We start from the raw sequence: 14,225 nt of genomic DNA on the forward strand, positions 1-14,225 counted from the left end.
CGGGCCGGCGGGCCGCGGCGGGACGTGACCTCAGGGGTGGGTCATCCGGAGCAGGTCGAGCGCCTCGTCGAGCTGGGTCTCGGAGAGCTTGCCGGAGTCGATGTGGCCCCGGGAGAGCACCACCTCGCGGATCGAGACCTGCCGGGCGAGGGCCTCCTTGGCGATCGAGGCCGCCTCGTCGTACCCCAGGTAGCGGTTGAGGGGGGTGACGATCGACGGCGAGCCCTCCGCGTACGCCAGGGCGACCTCGGCGTCCGCGACGAGGCCGACCACCAGGCGGTCCGCGAAGAGCCGGCTCGACGCGGCGAGCAGCTTGATCGACTCCAGCAGGTTGCGGCCCATCACGGGAAGCATCACGTTCAGTTCGAAGTCGCCCTGGCTGCCGGCGAACGCGACGGCCGCGTCGTTGCCGATCACCTGGGCGCAGACCTGCCGCATCGCCTCGGCGACCACCGGGTTCACCTTGCCCGGCATGATCGACGACCCGGGTTGGAGGTCGGGGATGCGCAGCTCCCGCAGGCCGGCCCGGGGACCGGAGCCCATCCAGCGGATGTCGTTGGCGATCTTGTAGAGGCCCACGGCGATGGTGCGGAGCTGGCCCGACGTCTCCACGAGCGCGTCGCGGGCGCCCTGCGCCTCGAAGTGGTTGCGCGCCTCGGTCAGCGGCAGGCCGGTCGACTCGCGCAGCTTCCCGATCACGGCCGCCGCGAAGCCGAGCGGGGTGTTGATGCCCGTGCCCACGGCCGTGCCGCCCAACGGCAGCTCGGCGAGCCGCGGCAGCGTCGCCTCCAGGCGCTCGATGCCGTAGCGCACCTGGGCGGCGTACCCGCCGAACTCCTGCCCGAGGGTCACCGGGGTGGCGTCCATCAGGTGCGTACGCCCGGCCTTGACCACGGTCTCGAACTCGGCCGCCTTCTCCTCCAGCGCCCCGGCCAGGTGCCCGAGCGAGGGGATCAGATCCTCCACCACGAACTGGGTCGCCGCCAGGTGGATGGACGTCGGGAAGACGTCGTTGCTGGACTGCGACGCGTTCACGTGGTCGTTCGGGTGCACGTCACTGCCCAGCTCACGGCTGGCCAGCGTGGCGATCACCTCGTTGGCGTTCATGTTGGACGACGTGCCCGAGCCGGTCTGGAACACGTCGACGGGGAACTGGTCGTCGTAGCCGCCGTCGGCCACGTGGGCCGCCGCCGCGGCGATCGCCGCCGCCACGTTGGCGTCGATCACCCCCAGCTCGCCGTTGACCTGCGCCGCCGCGCCCTTGATCTGGGCCAACGCCTTGATCTGGGCCGGCTCGATGCCCCGGCCGGAGATCGGGAAGTTCTGTACCGCGCGCTGGGTCTGCGCCCGCCACAGCGCCTCGGCGGGCACCTCCACCTCGCCCATCGAGTCGCGTTCGATCCGGTAACCCGTCGCCTCTGGAGTCGTCACGCGTACCATCCTGCCGCGCCGGACGGCGCGATGCAGATGATCGCGCACACACCCGGATCAGCCCAGCTCGGCGAGGAGCCGTTCGACCTCGTACCGCTCCGGCGCCTCGATCTCGCGGTAGAGCGCCAGCGCCCGGATCCAGTGGGCGCGGGCCTCGGCCGGGTCCGCGGCGCGCAGGCAGCGTGCGATGCCGTCCAATGCCCGGGCCTGCTCCTGGGGCAGGTTCATGCGGGTGGCGTCGCGCAGCACCCGCCGGTGCAGGTCGATGGCGCTCACCGGGTCGCCCTGCTCGCACAGTGCCCGGGCCAGCAGATTGCGCGAGACGGCCTCGCCGGCCCTGTCACCAGCGGCGCTCATCGCCGCCAGTGCCTCCCGATGCCGCTCGGCGGCGATCTCGGGCCGGCCGGACGTCCGCTCCAGGACCCCGAGCTCGTTCAGCACCTCGCCCTCGCCGAACCGGTTCCCCGCGGCGAGCTTGAAGTGCAGGGCGATCCGGAGCCGGCGGACGGCCTGGGCGTGATCTCCCATCCGGGCGCGGGCCGCCCCGATGTGACCGATCGCGTTGACCAGCTGGTGCATGTCGCCCACCTCGCGGGCGAGGATGAGGTGCCGGCGTGCCATTGCCAGGGCCTCCTCGTACCGGCCCGCCGCGAGCAGGACGACCACCGCGTTGTTGAGCATCGAACTCGCGTTGACCCCGCCGCTCGCCAGGAGGTCCAGCCCGGCCTGGAGGTGTTCCATGGCGGCCGTGAACTGGCCCAGGTTGGCGTACGTGACGGCCAGGTTGTGCCGGGTCGCCACCTGCCCCGCCCGGTCGCCCAGCCCGGTCCGGAGCCGCAGCGCCACCTCCATGTGGTCGATCGCCTCACGGAACCGTCCCAGACGGAAGTAGCCGGACGCGAGGTAGTTGTGGATGGCGGCGACGGCGGCGTCATCGCCGAGCCGTTGGGCCGCGCGCAGGCCGATCACGTGCGTCTCGACCAGCTCGTCGAGGTGACCACCGGTGAACCAGTAGTGCCAGGAGGCCCGGACGAGCCGGTAGCAGTCCTCATCCATGCCTTCCCGGTCCGCGAGGCGGACGAGGGCGACCAGGACACGCCGGTTGTCGTCCAGCCAGCGGACGCCCTGCTTCCGGCAGGCGTCGACCAGATCCGGACGGGTCGGTGGGGGAAGCGGGAGGTGCGCGTTCGTGGACCGCTCCACCCAGCGGACGTTGACGGCCGCGACCTGGAGATGATGGTCGAGGAGACGCTTCGTCGCCGCCGTGCGGTCCTCCGTCGACAGGTCGGTGCGCCAGAGATGGCGGGCGTAGTCGCTGACGAGGTCGTGGAACGTGAATCTTCCCCGCTCCGGTTCCTCCGCCAGGTGGACGTCCACCAGTTCGTCGACGAGGTCCCCGGCCTCGGCAAGGGACACGTCGGCCAACGCCGCCGCCGAGGGGACGTCGAACTGGCCTCCGGGGAAGCCCCCGAGCAGTCGGAACATCCGCTGTGAAGCCGCGCTCACCTGGGCGTACGACAGCGCGAACGCCCGCCCGACGGACCGCTCCCCCGCCACCAGCTCGGTCAGGGCGTCCCGGCCGCCGGTGAGGCGGGCGGCCAGGTCCGCGATCCGCCAACGGGGACGGTGTGCCAGCCGTGCCGCGGCGAGCCGGATGGCCAGCGGCAGGTACCCGCATCCGCGCACCACCTCGGCGGCGGCCTCCGGCTCGGCGGCCACCCGCTCCGGGCCGACCACCCGCGCGAGCAGCTCGATCCCCTCGTCGGGGTCGAGCACCGCGAGCGAGGACGGCCGGCCCTCGTCCAGCCCGGTCAGCCGTCGCCTGCTCGTGATGAGCGTGAGGGTGCCCGGCCCGCTGGGCAGCAGCTTCGCCACCTGCGCGGCGCTCGCCGCGTTGTCGAGCACCACCACGGCACGCCGGTCGGCCAGCTCGCTGCGCCAGAGCGCGGCCCGCTCGTCCTCGTCCAGCGGGATCCGCTCACCCGGCACACCGAGCTGGCGCAGCAGCGCGGCGAGCGCGGCGGCCGGGGGCACCGGTTCCCGCTCGCTGTGCCCGTGCAGGTCGATGAAGAGCTGCGCGTCGGGATAGCGGTCGCTCAACGCGGTGGCGAGGTGGATGGCCAGGGTGGTCTTCCCGCTGCCCGCCATCCCGTCGATGAGCTGGACCCGCGTACGGTCCTCCTCGATCTCCTTGACCAGCCGCGCGAGGGTCTCCTGACGGCCCGTGAAGTCCTGGATGGCCCGGGGCAGGGCGCGGACGGGAGTGGCGCGCGGGCTCTGCGGGCCGGCCAGCGCGAGATCACCGGCGAGCACCCGCTGGTGCAGCTCCTGCAACGTCGGGCCCGGCTCGATGCCCAGCTCCTCCGTGTAGAGCCGCCGCCCGTCCCGGTAGACGGCGAGCGCGTCCGCCTGCCGGCCGACCGCCGAGAGGGCGAGCATCAGGTGGCCGCGAAGCCGCTCGCGCAGCGGGTGCCGGTCCACGGCCTCGGTCAGCTCGTCCAGCAGCTCGGCGGCGTGGCCGAGGCGCACCTCGACGTCCACGCACTCCTCCAGCGCGGCGAGCCGCTGTTCGTCGAGCACCTGCGCCCGCCGCCGGACGCTCCGGCTCGTGATGCCGGCGAGCGCCGGCCCCCGCCAGTGCGCGAGCGCGGCCCGGAAGTGCCGGCGCGCCTCGGCGAGCTGACCGGCGCCGAGCGCGGCCCGCGCGGCGTCGACGCCCCTCGTGAACACGTCGGCGTCGAGTTCACCGGGCGCGGTCCGGACGCCGTACCCGACCGGGTCGGTGACGATGCTCTCCGGCCGTACGCCGAGCTGGGTGAGCCGGCGCCGGAGCCGGGACACGCACGTCTGCACCTGGGCCCGGGCGGTGGCCGGCGGCCGGTCCTCCCAGATCGCGTCGACCAGGTCCTCCACCGGCACGATCCGGTTGGCGCGCAGCAGCAGCATGGCAAGCACCGTGCGGTCCCGACCCGCGGTGACGGTGGCCTCACCGTCGCCGACCCGCAGGGGCCCAAGGATCCCGAACACCGTCCCCGCTCCCGTGCGACTCACCGTGTAACGCTCAGCAGCGTAGCCCGGTCGTGACGCGACGTCTCCTCACGGTGATAGCGATGTGAGAGCGGTTCGGCAGCGACGAGCGTCAGACTTCTGGTGGGGTGTCAGCGATGGCATCCGACGGGGGCGGTGCGCCCGCCCAACGGCGGGCGCACCGACGTCGACGGCGACGGGCAACCGGCCCGTCCCCGCGTCAGCGACGGCCGATGGTGAGCACCGGCTTGGTGACCTCGGCGAAGAAGTCGTTGCCCTTGTCGTCGACCACGGTGAAGGCGGGGAAGTCCTCGACCTCGATCTTCCAGACCGCCTCCATGCCCAGCTCCGGATATTCCAGGACCTCGACGTGCTTGATGCAGTCCTGGGCGAGCCGGGCGGCCGGGCCGCCGATCGAGCCGAGGTAGAAGCCGCCGTACTGCTGGCAGGCGCGGGTCACCTGGGCGGACCGGTTGCCCTTGGCCAGCATCACGTACGAGCCGCCGGCGGCCTGGAACTTCTCCACGTACGCGTCCATGCGGCCGGCCGTGGTGGGGCCGAACGAGCCGGAGGCGTAGCCCTCGGGGGTCTTGGCCGGGCCGGCGTAGTAGACGGCGTGGTCGCGCAGATACTGCGGCATCGGCTCGCCCGCGTCCAGCCGCTCGGCGATCTTCGCGTGGGCGATGTCCCGGGCCACCACCAGCGGGCCGCTCAGCGACAGGCGGGTCTTCACCGGGTACTTGGCGAGTTCGGCGCGGATCTCGTCCATCGGCCGGTTCAGGTCGACCCGCACCACCTCGGAGTTGTCGAGCTGCGCCTCGGTGACGTCCGGCAGGTAGCGGGCCGGGTCGGTTTCGAGTCGTTCCAGCCACACGCCCGACGGGGTGATCTTCGCGACGGCCTGCCGGTCGGCCGAGCAGGAGACCGCGATCGCCACGGGGCACGAGGCGCCGTGCCGGGGCAGCCGGACCACCCGTACGTCGTGGCAGAAGTAGCGGCCGCCGAACTGGGCGCCGATGCCGAAGTCCCGGGTCAGCTCCAGCACCTCGGCCTCCAGCTCCAGGTCCCGGAAGCCGTGCCCGGTCATCGACCCGGACGTGGGCAGCGCGTCGAGGTACTTGGCGCTCGCGTACTTGGCGGTCTTCAGCGCGTACTCGGCGGAGGTGCCGCCGATGACGATGGCCAGGTGGTACGGCGGGCAGGCGGACGTGCCGATGAGCCGCAGCTTCTCCTCCAGGAACTGCATCATCCGCCGGGGGTTCAGCAGCGCCTTGGTCTCCTGGTAGAGGAAGGACTTGTTGGCCGAGCCGCCGCCCTTGGCCATGAAGAGGAACTTGTACGCGTCCGCGTGGCCGTCCGGGTCCTCGGCGTAGATCTCCACCTGCGCCGGCAGGTTGCTGCCCGTGTTGCGCTCCTCCCACATGGACAGCGGGGCGAGCTGGGAGTAGCGCAGGTTCAGCCGGGTGTACGCCTGCCAGACGCCCCGGGAGATGGCCTCCGCGTCGGCGCCGTCGGTCAGCACGTGCCGGCCGCGCTTGCCCATGACGATCGCGGTGCCCGTGTCCTGGCACATGGGCAGGACGCCGCCGGCCGCGATGTTCGCGTTGCGCAGCAGGTCCAGTGCCACGAACCGGTCGTTCGGCGAGGCCGCCGGGTCGTCGATGATCGCGCGCAGCTGGGCCAGGTGCGCGGGGCGCAGGAAGTGGGCGATGTCGTGCATCGCCTCGGCGGTCAGCGCGGTGAGCGCGGCCGGCTCCACGGTGAGGAACCGGCGTCCACCCGGGCCGTTCACGACGTCGACGCCCTCGTCGGTGACCAGGCGGTACTCCGTCTGGTCGGGGCCGGTCGGCAGCAGGGGTGCGTACGAGAAGGCGGCGGCACTGCTCATGAGCGGAAAGCCTAGGGCAGACCGGTCGATCATTCCCACCCGCCGGGGTACCCCTGGGACGCCGCTCTCACCCGGCCCGGTTCAGCCCTCGTTGCCGGCCGGGCACAACTCGCGCTTCGGGCCGCAGGAGTCGTCGCCGCCGGGGGTGGGGCCCGTGCCGCCCGGGCCCGTGGTCGGTGTGCCGCCGTCGCCGGGACGGCCGGGCGGTGTGCCCGCCACGCCGCCGAAACGGACGTACGCGATCTCCCGCCCCTCGCCGATGATCATGCCGTTCGGACCGACGGCGAGCGCGTTCGCCGAGGTCCGGAGCAGGGCCAGTTCGCGGCCGCTGCGCGGGTCGAGCGCGACGAGCCGGTTCGGCTTCTCGTCGGCGACCACGGCCGCGTACGGGGTGAGGACCGCGCCCGCCTTCGCGCTGGCCGGGCGGGTCCACAGCGCCCGCTCGGCGGTCAGCGCCCGGGCCACGATCGACCGTTGGTCGGCCGCGCGGGCCAGCGCGTACCGGTCGTCGACGGCGACCAGCTTCTCGCGTTCCGCGCCCACCCAGAGCAGCCGCCCGTCGTACCCGTCGAGGACCGCCTCCCGGCCGTCCGGCGCCACCCCGATCAGCACGTTGCGGGCGCCCTGCGGGTCCTCCCGCTGCACGCAACCGGCGCTGTCGGCGGTGCGCAGGTTGATGCCGGCCCGGTGCCAGACCTGCTGCCCGGTGGCCGGGTCGACCCCGGAGATGGCGAAGTAGCAGCTGCCGTCCTCGGATCGGGCCGTGATGCGCAGCAGGCGCCCACCCACCACGGAGAGGCGTTCCTCGCGGCCGGGCTCGACGTTCTGCAGCACCGAGCCGGTGGCGGTGTCGACCACGTGCACGCGGCCGTCGACGGGGAAGCCGAGCAGCGGCGGCACCGCCTCCGGCCCGGCGATGCCCTCGTCGAGCCGGGGCGCGGTCAGCCGCCGGGTGCCACGCAGCCCGGGATTGTCGGCGAACAGGCCGCTGCCCACACCGGGCAGGAACGCCGTCCACAGTGGGGTGGTGCCGCGCGGGTCCCAGGCGCTCAGCGTGCAGTCGGTCGGCTCGGTGCAGCGGGCGTCGAGCAGCAGGTTGCGGTAGGTCCAGACGGCCACCGCGTCGTCGTCGCGTCGCCGGGTCACGCCGGTGGTCGGGTCGAGCACCTCGTACCCCTTGACCAGCAGCTTGCCCACGACGACCACCGCGTCGCGCTCGCCGCCGGCGACCGCCGCCCAGTCGGCCTTGCGCTCCCAGAGCTGGCTGCCGGTGGTCAGGGCCCGGGCCTCGACCCGCGTACGCTGCTCGACGACGACGGTGTCGCCCGCGAACGTCACGGTCTTCGGGGTGCCGCCGACACGCTGCTGCCACACCACGTCGGGCTCGGCGATGGGCTCGCTCCGGTCGACCCAGTCCCACACCCCGGGGAACGGGTTCCACACCCCGGTCGCGGCGAGGACGACGACCGCGACGAGCGCGAGCAGCAACACGTTGCGTACGCCCCGCCCGCTCCCCTTCGCCACACGCACACGGTAGCCACGATCACGGATCTCCCGTGCGCCCGCGTCGCCGTGTCGCCGCGCTTTCTGCGACGGAAGGTGTTATCGGGAGCCGCCGTCAGCCGCGGGCGGCGGAGCGCACCAGCGGGAGCGTCCGGTAGGGGATCTGCTCGGCGAGGGCGATGATCGTGGACGCGCGCCGGATCCCCTCCGACGACACGATCTGGTCGATCACCCGCTGGAGGTCGGTGTTCGACCGGGCCACGATCCGGCAGAGCAGATCGCTGGAGCCGGTGATGGTGTGCGCCTCCAGCACCTCCGGGATGCCCGCCAGGTGGGCGGTGACCGGGTCGTGCCCGTGCCGCTGGCTGATCTCCAACGTGACGAAGCTGGTCACGCCGAAGCCGATGGCGGCCGGCGAGATCTCCGGCCCGAAGCCGGCGATCACTCCCCGGTCGACCAGCTTGTCCAGCCGGGCCTGGACGGTGCCCCGGGCCACGCCGAGGCGGCGCGAGCACTCCAGCACCCCGATCCGGGGCTCCTCCGCGAGTAGTTCGATCAAGCGCGCATCCAGGTCGTCGAGCTGGACATCCTGACCAGTGTTCATGGGGTTTCACCTTACTGAATGCACAACCTGACCAGCATTTCGGCGAACTATTGCCCAATCGGCGGCCGTACCGCGATCCTCGCCAGATCAGGACACGAACGGCGGCCCACGAGGCCGGCCGGTACGCAAGGGAGGCCACCATGACCCAGGCGATCGACCGACCCGCGTCGAGCGAAGAGGCCGACGTCGACCGGCTCATCGGAGCCGTCGACCACGACATCACCCGCGACCCGTTCCCGGTCAAGGGCCTCGACCACGTGCACTTCCTGGTGGGCAACGCGAAGCAGGCCGCCCACTACTACTCCACCGCCTTCGGCATGACCTGCGTGGCCTACCGGGGCCCCGAGCAGGGCTACCGGGACCACGCCCAGTACGTGCTGACCAGCGGCTCGGCCCGGTTCGTGCTGACCGGCGCGGTCCGCCCGGACGCCGAAGGCGCCGAGCACGTCGCGAAGCACAGCGACGGGATCAGCGACATCGCGCTGGAGGTGCCGGACGTCGACGCCGCGTACGCCCACGCCACCGCGCAGGGCGCGACCGGGCTGGTCGAGCCGCACGACGTCAGCGACGAGCACGGCACCGTCCGGATGGCCGCCATCGCCGCGTACGGCGACACCCGGCACACCCTGGTCGACCGCTCCCGCTACACCGGCCCGTTCCTGCCCGGCTTCGTGGCCCGCGGGCCGATCGTGGACCGGCAGCCGATGATCGACGCCGGCATCCAGCCGAAGCGGTTCTTCCAGGCCGTCGACCACGTGGTCGGCAACGTCGAGCTCGGCCGGATGGACGAGTGGGTGGAGTTCTACAAGCGGGTCATGGGCTTCACCAACATGGCGGAGTTCATCGGCGACGACATCGCCACCGACTACTCGGCGCTCATGAGCAAGGTGGTCGCGAGCGGCACCCGGAAGGTGAAGTTCCCGCTCAACGAGCCGGCGATCGCCCGCAAGAAGTCGCAGATCGACGAGTACCTGGAATTCTACCAGGGCCCGGGCGCCCAGCACATCGCGGTGGCCACCAACGACATCCTGGCCAGCGTCGACGCCATGCGGGCCGCGGGCGTCGAGTTCCTGGACACCCCGGACTCGTACTACGAGGACCCGGAGCTGCGCGCGCGCATCGGTGAGGTGCGGGTGCCGATCGAGCAGCTGAAGGAGCGCAAGATCCTGGTCGACCGGGACGAGGACGGCTACCTGCTCCAGATCTTCACCAAGCCGGTGCAGGACCGCCCGACGGTCTTCTTCGAGCTCATCGAGCGGCACGGCTCGCTCGGCTTCGGGAAGGGCAACTTCAAGGCCCTCTTCGAGGCGATCGAGCGCGAGCAGGAGAAGCGCGGCAACCTGTAACACTTGCGGATGTGACGCAGCCCCCGTCGTACCCGACGCCGCCGGCGGGTGGGCCCTGGCCCACCGCCGGCGGTTTCGCACCCCCGGCCGCCCCCCAGCCGTACGGTGTGCCGCCGCAGTACGCCCCGCCGGGGTACCCGCCACCCGGGTACCCGTACCAGCCGACCCCGCCCCCGGTGATCACTCCGGCCGGTCAGCCGCTGGCCAGCTTCGCCGATCGGCTGCTGGCCTGGCTGCTGGACATGGTGATCGCGGCCGGCGTGATGTCCCTGCTGTTCATGCCGGTCTTCCTGGTCATCTGGTGGAACATGGTCACCGAGCTGAGCCGGATGAGCGCGGACGGCACGTCCGCGCCGCCCGACCCGGCCATGATGATCACGGATGTCATGTTGCCGCTGCTGCTCGCGGAACTCGGGCTGCTGGTGCTGACGCTCGTCCTGTACTGGCTCTACCACGTCGAGTACCTGCTGCGGCACGGCGGCCAGACGCTCGGCAAGAAGGTGATGAAGATCCGCGTGGTGCCGCTCGACCCGACACGCGCCCTGGACCGGGGCCTGGCCGGCCGGCGCTGGCTCGTGCAGCACCTGGGCAGCGCCTTCGTGCCCGGGCTCAGCTACCTGGACGGGCTCTGGCAGCTCTGGGACAAGCCCTGGCAGCAGTGCCTCCACGACAGGTTCGCCGGAACGGTCGTCGTTAAGGTGTCTGCGTGAGCGTGCAACCCGGCTGGTACGTCGACCCCGCCGATCCCGAGACCCGGCGGTACTGGGATGGCGAGGGCTGGATCGGCGCGCCCATCCCCGTCGACGCCACCCCGCCGGACGGGCCCCCGCCCGTCGAGCCCCCGCCCGTCGAGACCCCACCAGCGGCGCCACAGCCGGTCGCGCCCGGCGCGGGCCCCGTGCCCGCCCCGAGTTCCGCCCCGCCGGCCGCCGGCCACGCGCCGGGCCCGGTGCCGCCCGGCGCCGCCGGGCCCCCGCCGGGCTGGCCCCCGCCCCCGCCGGGGTACGGCCACCCAGGCGCTCCACCGCCTCCGGGGTACGGCCACCCGGGCGCCCCGCCGCCTCCGGGGTGGGCCCCGCCGGGCTGGGCCGCCCGGATGCCCGAGCCGCGGCCGCACGGGCTGCCGCTGGCCAACTTCGGCACCCGCCTGGTCGCCCGCCTGATCGACCTCGTCGTCCTCCTGGCCCTCAACGTGGTGGTCAACGGCTGGTTCGTCTGGCGGTTCATCCAGGAGTACGCCCCGTACTCGCGAGAGGTGCTGCGCCGCGTCGAGGCCGGCAACACCTCCCGGGAAGGGCTGCCGCCGATCGGCGAGCAGGCGGGTGGCCTCCAGTTGGCGATCCTGCTGATCACCATCGGGCTCTGGCTCGCGTACGAGGTGCCGGCCGTGGCATCCACCGGGCAGACGTTCGGCAAGCGGGTGATGCGGATCAAGGTGGTGGCACTCTCCGCCGACCAGCCGCTCGGCTTCGGCCGGTCCTTCCGCCGGTGGAACACCTACGGCGGGCTGCCCACGCTGCTCTGGTGCTGCTTCGGCATCGGCCTGCTGTTCCAGCTCCTCGACGCGCTGTCCCCCCTCTTCGACCACCCGTTGCGGCAGGCACTGCACGACAAGCGGGCCCAGACCGTGGTCGTGCAACTCCCCCACGCCGCCCCCGCCCCGAACGACCGCTCCAATCCCCCGGGAGACACCCCATGACCGACACCGGACGTCCCGAGCCGGCGGTACGGCTCACCCGCGCCGACCTGGACGCGCTGCCCAACTACGTGCCCGGTCGCAGCCCGGCCGACCTGGCCCGCGAGCTGGGGCTGCCCGAGGCGATCAAGCTGGCCAGCAACGAGGTCCCGTTCGGCCCGCTGCCCGGTGTGGTGGAGGCCGTCGCCGAGGCCGCCGCCGGGGTGCACCGCTACCCGGACATGGGTGTCGTCGCGCTCCGCGACGCGCTGGCCGAGCGGTACGGCGTGGCCGCGGACCGGGTGGCCACCGGCTGCGGCTCCGTGGCGCTGGCCGAGCACCTGGTGCGGGCCACCTGCCTGCCCGGTGACGAGCTGGTCTACTCGTGGCGCTCGTTCGAGGCGTACCCCATCATCGCGGCGACCAGCGGCGCGACCAGCGTGCGCGTGCCCAACGACCCGGGCCACGGCCACGACCTCGACGCGATGGCGGCCGCGGTGACCGACCGGACCCGGATGGTGCTGGTCTGCAACCCGAACAACCCCACCGGCACGTCCGTACGCAAGGCGGAGCTGGACCGCTTCCTCGACGCCGTGCCCGACGACGTGCTCGTGGTGATCGACGAGGCGTACCGGGAGTTCGTCACCGACCCCGAGGTGCCCGACGGGCTGACCTACCTCGACCGGCCGAACGTGGCGGTGCTGCGCACCCTCTCCAAGGCGTGGGGGCTGGCCGGCCTGCGGGTCGGTTTCCTGGTCGCCCAGCCCGAGGTGGCCGCCGCCGTCCGCAAGGTGGTCACCCCGTTCTCCACCAGCATGGTGGCCCAGGCCGCCGCGCTGGCCGCGCTCGCGCAGGCCGACGAGGTGGCGCGCCGGTGCGCCCTGGTGGTCACCGAGCGGGACCGGGTCACCGAGGCCGTGCGGAAGCTGGTGCCGGAGGTGCCGACCAGCCAGGCGAACTTCGTCTGGCTGCCGCTCGGCGACCGGGCGGTGGCGTTCGGCAAGGCGTGCGAGGCCCGCGGCGTGATCGTCCGGCCGTTCCCCGGCGACGGGGTACGCGTCACCATCGGCACCCCGGCCGAGAACGACGCCTTCCTTGCCGCCGCCGAGGCGGCGCTGGCCTGACCGACGGCCCCCGCCCCGCCCGCTTCCAGGAAGTCGCGGTGTCCCGCCCGTCCGGACAGCGCGACTTCCGGAAAGTCGAGTCGATCACCCGTGCACGGTGACGTCGACGCCCACGGTCCTGGCCGGCTGGACCGTGGACGGGCTCGGCGCGGCGTCGGCCGGCGCCGGGGTGATCAGGATGATGATCGCGCCCACCAGGGCTGCCAGGAGTCGCACAGGGCGACTATAGGTAACATATGTCCGATTTGTCGAGCACGACACCCGGGTGTCGATCAGGTCGCCGCCAGGACGAGCGGCTCGCTGCCGAGGAAATAGCCCTGGTCGTCCGCGTCCGGGTCGACCGGCTCCCGGAGGCGCTCGACGGCGAGGTAACCGTCGGCCGCGTACGCCGCCCCGGGCGCGTAGCCCGTGCCGTCCCGCCCGACCGTCAGGCTGAACCGGGACCGTTCGGCGCCCGTCGCCGGGTCCAGCGTGACCAGGTCGTTCACGTCGGTCAGCAGGTGCACCCGGCCGGGCTGCACGGCCACCACCCGTGCCGACCCCAGGTCGGGCCGGCGCCACAGCTCCTTCCCGCTCCGCGCGGCCCGGCCGACCGGCACACCGTCGACGATCCCCACCGCCTGCTCGCCGACGAGCTGGCTGTCGAGCCCGTCGAGCGCGGGCGCGGCCACCGGCGTGGCGGCCCCGAACAGCCATCCCCGGCCTGCCGCGTCGCCCGGCTCCGCCGTCCGCAGGGCGGCGCAGCCGGACCGCCCGCTGCGGCAGCCGACCGGGGTCACCACGAGGTCGTCGCCGGCACCAGGGGGCCACCACCGGCCGCTCACCGCGCCGGACGCCGCGTCCCGGAACTCCACGGCGGCCGGGCCTCCGCACCGGTCCACGCTCACCACCTGACCGGTCGAGGTCGTGCCCACGTCGGTGCGGCAGCCCGTGCCGACGGCGGCGCTCCACAGCTCCCGCCCGCCGGCCAGGTCCACGCCCCGCGCCCCGCCGTCGCCGGTCGCCACCACGACCTCCCGGCCGTCACCGGTCCGGGTGAGGTAGAGCCCGGGCGGGCTCCACACGACGGTGGCGGCGGTACGCCGTACCACCGGTTCCTCCGTGGGCACCGGGCCGTCGGCCCGCCACGCCACACGCCCGTCCCGCGCGTCCAGCGCCACGAGGCGTCCGTCGGACCAGCGGCTCACCACGGTGGTCCCGCTCGCCACCACCCCGACCAGTTCCGCCGGCCACCGGCGGTACGACCAGAAGGGCGTGCTCCGGTACCGGCCGTCGACCGGCCGGTCCGCGTAGACCTGGCGGTGCGCCGCGTACACCCGCAGCCGGCCGTCCACGATCAGCGGGGCCACGGGCAGCCGGCCGATCACGCCGGGCGACGGCTGGGCGGCGGCGGGATAGCCGCCGCGGGCCACCGTGCTGACCTCGGCGGGGGCCAGCACCCGGTACACCGTGGCCGCGACCGCCGCGGTGACGAGCAGTACCGCCACCGCCAGCACGACCCGTCGCCGGCCGTTGCGGAACCCCATTCGCACCTCCGCCCGGCACCCTACCCAGCGCGGCTGGGCACCGGCTGACGAGGTGACGGGGATCGGCGGGCGGCTCCGTCACGCCAGCCGCTGCCCCGACG

Annotated in this window: 11 protein-coding genes; 4 read left to right on the forward strand and 7 right to left on the reverse strand. The window is 73.3% G+C overall.

The genetic code is table 11. The features are described 5' to 3' along the window. Positions 1-30: 30 nt before the first annotated feature. The 5 genes from D7193_RS20945 to D7193_RS20965 all read right to left on the reverse strand — a co-directional run bounded on the left by D7193_RS20945 (position 31) and on the right by D7193_RS20965 (position 8,453). Complete coding sequence (locus D7193_RS20945; protein ID WP_174242683.1) at positions 31-1,440, reverse strand: class II fumarate hydratase; 1,410 nt, start codon at positions 1,438-1,440, stop codon at positions 31-33. A gap of 48 nt (positions 1,441-1,488) precedes the next feature. Next, positions 1,489-4,458 carry an AfsR/SARP family transcriptional regulator gene (locus D7193_RS20950; protein ID WP_241563230.1) on the reverse strand — a complete coding sequence of 990 codons (2,970 nt, stop codon included), beginning with the start codon at positions 4,456-4,458 and terminating at the stop codon, positions 1,489-1,491. 220 nt (positions 4,459-4,678) lie between these two features. Next, on the reverse strand, positions 4,679-6,346 hold the full coding sequence (locus D7193_RS20955; protein WP_120781164.1) for a fumarate hydratase: 1,668 nt from the start codon (positions 6,344-6,346) through the stop codon (positions 4,679-4,681). An 81-nt stretch (positions 6,347-6,427) separates the two neighbouring features. Then, positions 6,428-7,870 carry an outer membrane protein assembly factor BamB family protein gene (locus tag D7193_RS20960; protein ID WP_377456086.1) on the reverse strand — a complete coding sequence of 481 codons (1,443 nt, stop codon included), beginning with the start codon at positions 7,868-7,870 and terminating at the stop codon, positions 6,428-6,430. A 94-nt stretch (positions 7,871-7,964) separates the two neighbouring features. Next, positions 7,965-8,453, reverse strand: coding sequence for an Lrp/AsnC family transcriptional regulator (locus D7193_RS20965; protein ID WP_120781165.1), 489 nt, complete (start codon positions 8,451-8,453; stop codon positions 7,965-7,967). 140 nt (positions 8,454-8,593) lie between these two features. Between D7193_RS20965 and hppD the strand changes: the two genes are divergently transcribed. Genes hppD through hisC form a run of 4 tightly spaced genes read left to right on the forward strand, consistent with a single transcriptional unit; the run spans position 8,594 to position 12,598 of the window. Next, complete coding sequence (gene hppD / locus D7193_RS20970) at positions 8,594-9,799, forward strand: 4-hydroxyphenylpyruvate dioxygenase (RefSeq protein ID WP_120781166.1); 1,206 nt, start codon at positions 8,594-8,596, stop codon at positions 9,797-9,799. Positions 9,800-9,810: 11 nt separating this feature from the next. Continuing rightward, a complete protein-coding gene (locus D7193_RS20975) occupies positions 9,811-10,509 on the forward strand; it encodes an RDD family protein (protein WP_120781167.1) in 699 nt (232 codons plus the stop codon). Then, on the forward strand, positions 10,506-11,498 hold the full coding sequence (locus D7193_RS20980) for an RDD family protein (protein ID WP_120781168.1): 993 nt from the start codon (positions 10,506-10,508) through the stop codon (positions 11,496-11,498). Before D7193_RS20975 ends, D7193_RS20980 begins: the two co-directional genes overlap by 4 nt. Beyond that, complete coding sequence (gene hisC, locus D7193_RS20985; RefSeq protein WP_120781169.1) at positions 11,495-12,598, forward strand: histidinol-phosphate transaminase; 1,104 nt, start codon at positions 11,495-11,497, stop codon at positions 12,596-12,598. Before D7193_RS20980 ends, hisC begins: the two co-directional genes overlap by 4 nt. Positions 12,599-12,682: 84 nt before the next feature. Here hisC and D7193_RS34625 read toward each other — a convergent pair whose 3' ends face one another. Together D7193_RS34625 and D7193_RS20990 are read right to left on the reverse strand one after the other, a co-directional pair. Then, a complete protein-coding gene (locus D7193_RS34625) occupies positions 12,683-12,814 on the reverse strand; it encodes a hypothetical protein (protein ID WP_277749915.1) in 132 nt (43 codons plus the stop codon). Between the two features lie 56 nt (positions 12,815-12,870). Then, positions 12,871-14,124 (reverse strand): outer membrane protein assembly factor BamB family protein, encoded by a 1,254-nt coding sequence (locus tag D7193_RS20990; protein ID WP_120781170.1) that lies wholly within the window; start codon positions 14,122-14,124, stop codon positions 12,871-12,873. Between the last annotated feature and the right edge of the window lie 101 nt (positions 14,125-14,225).

It is taken from the genome of Micromonospora costi (assembly GCF_003626655.1).
Taxonomy (GTDB): Bacteria; Actinomycetota; Actinomycetes; order Mycobacteriales; family Micromonosporaceae; genus Micromonospora; species Micromonospora costi.

Excerpts from the sequence above, each read along its gene's own strand:
- D7193_RS20965 (WP_120781165.1), bottom strand. The coding sequence starts at position 8,453 with ATGAACACTGGTCAGGATGTCCAGCTCGACGACCTGGATGCGCGCTTG.
- hisC (WP_120781169.1), top strand. The coding sequence starts at position 11,495 with ATGACCGACACCGGACGTCCCGAGCCGGCGGTACGGCTCACCCGCGCC.
- hppD (WP_120781166.1), top strand. The coding sequence starts at position 8,594 with ATGACCCAGGCGATCGACCGACCCGCGTCGAGCGAAGAGGCCGACGTC.
- D7193_RS20945 (WP_174242683.1), bottom strand. The coding sequence starts at position 1,440 with ATGGTACGCGTGACGACTCCAGAGGCGACGGGTTACCGGATCGAACGC.
- D7193_RS20990 (WP_120781170.1), bottom strand. The coding sequence starts at position 14,124 with ATGGGGTTCCGCAACGGCCGGCGACGGGTCGTGCTGGCGGTGGCGGTA.
- D7193_RS20955 (WP_120781164.1), bottom strand. The coding sequence starts at position 6,346 with ATGAGCAGTGCCGCCGCCTTCTCGTACGCACCCCTGCTGCCGACCGGC.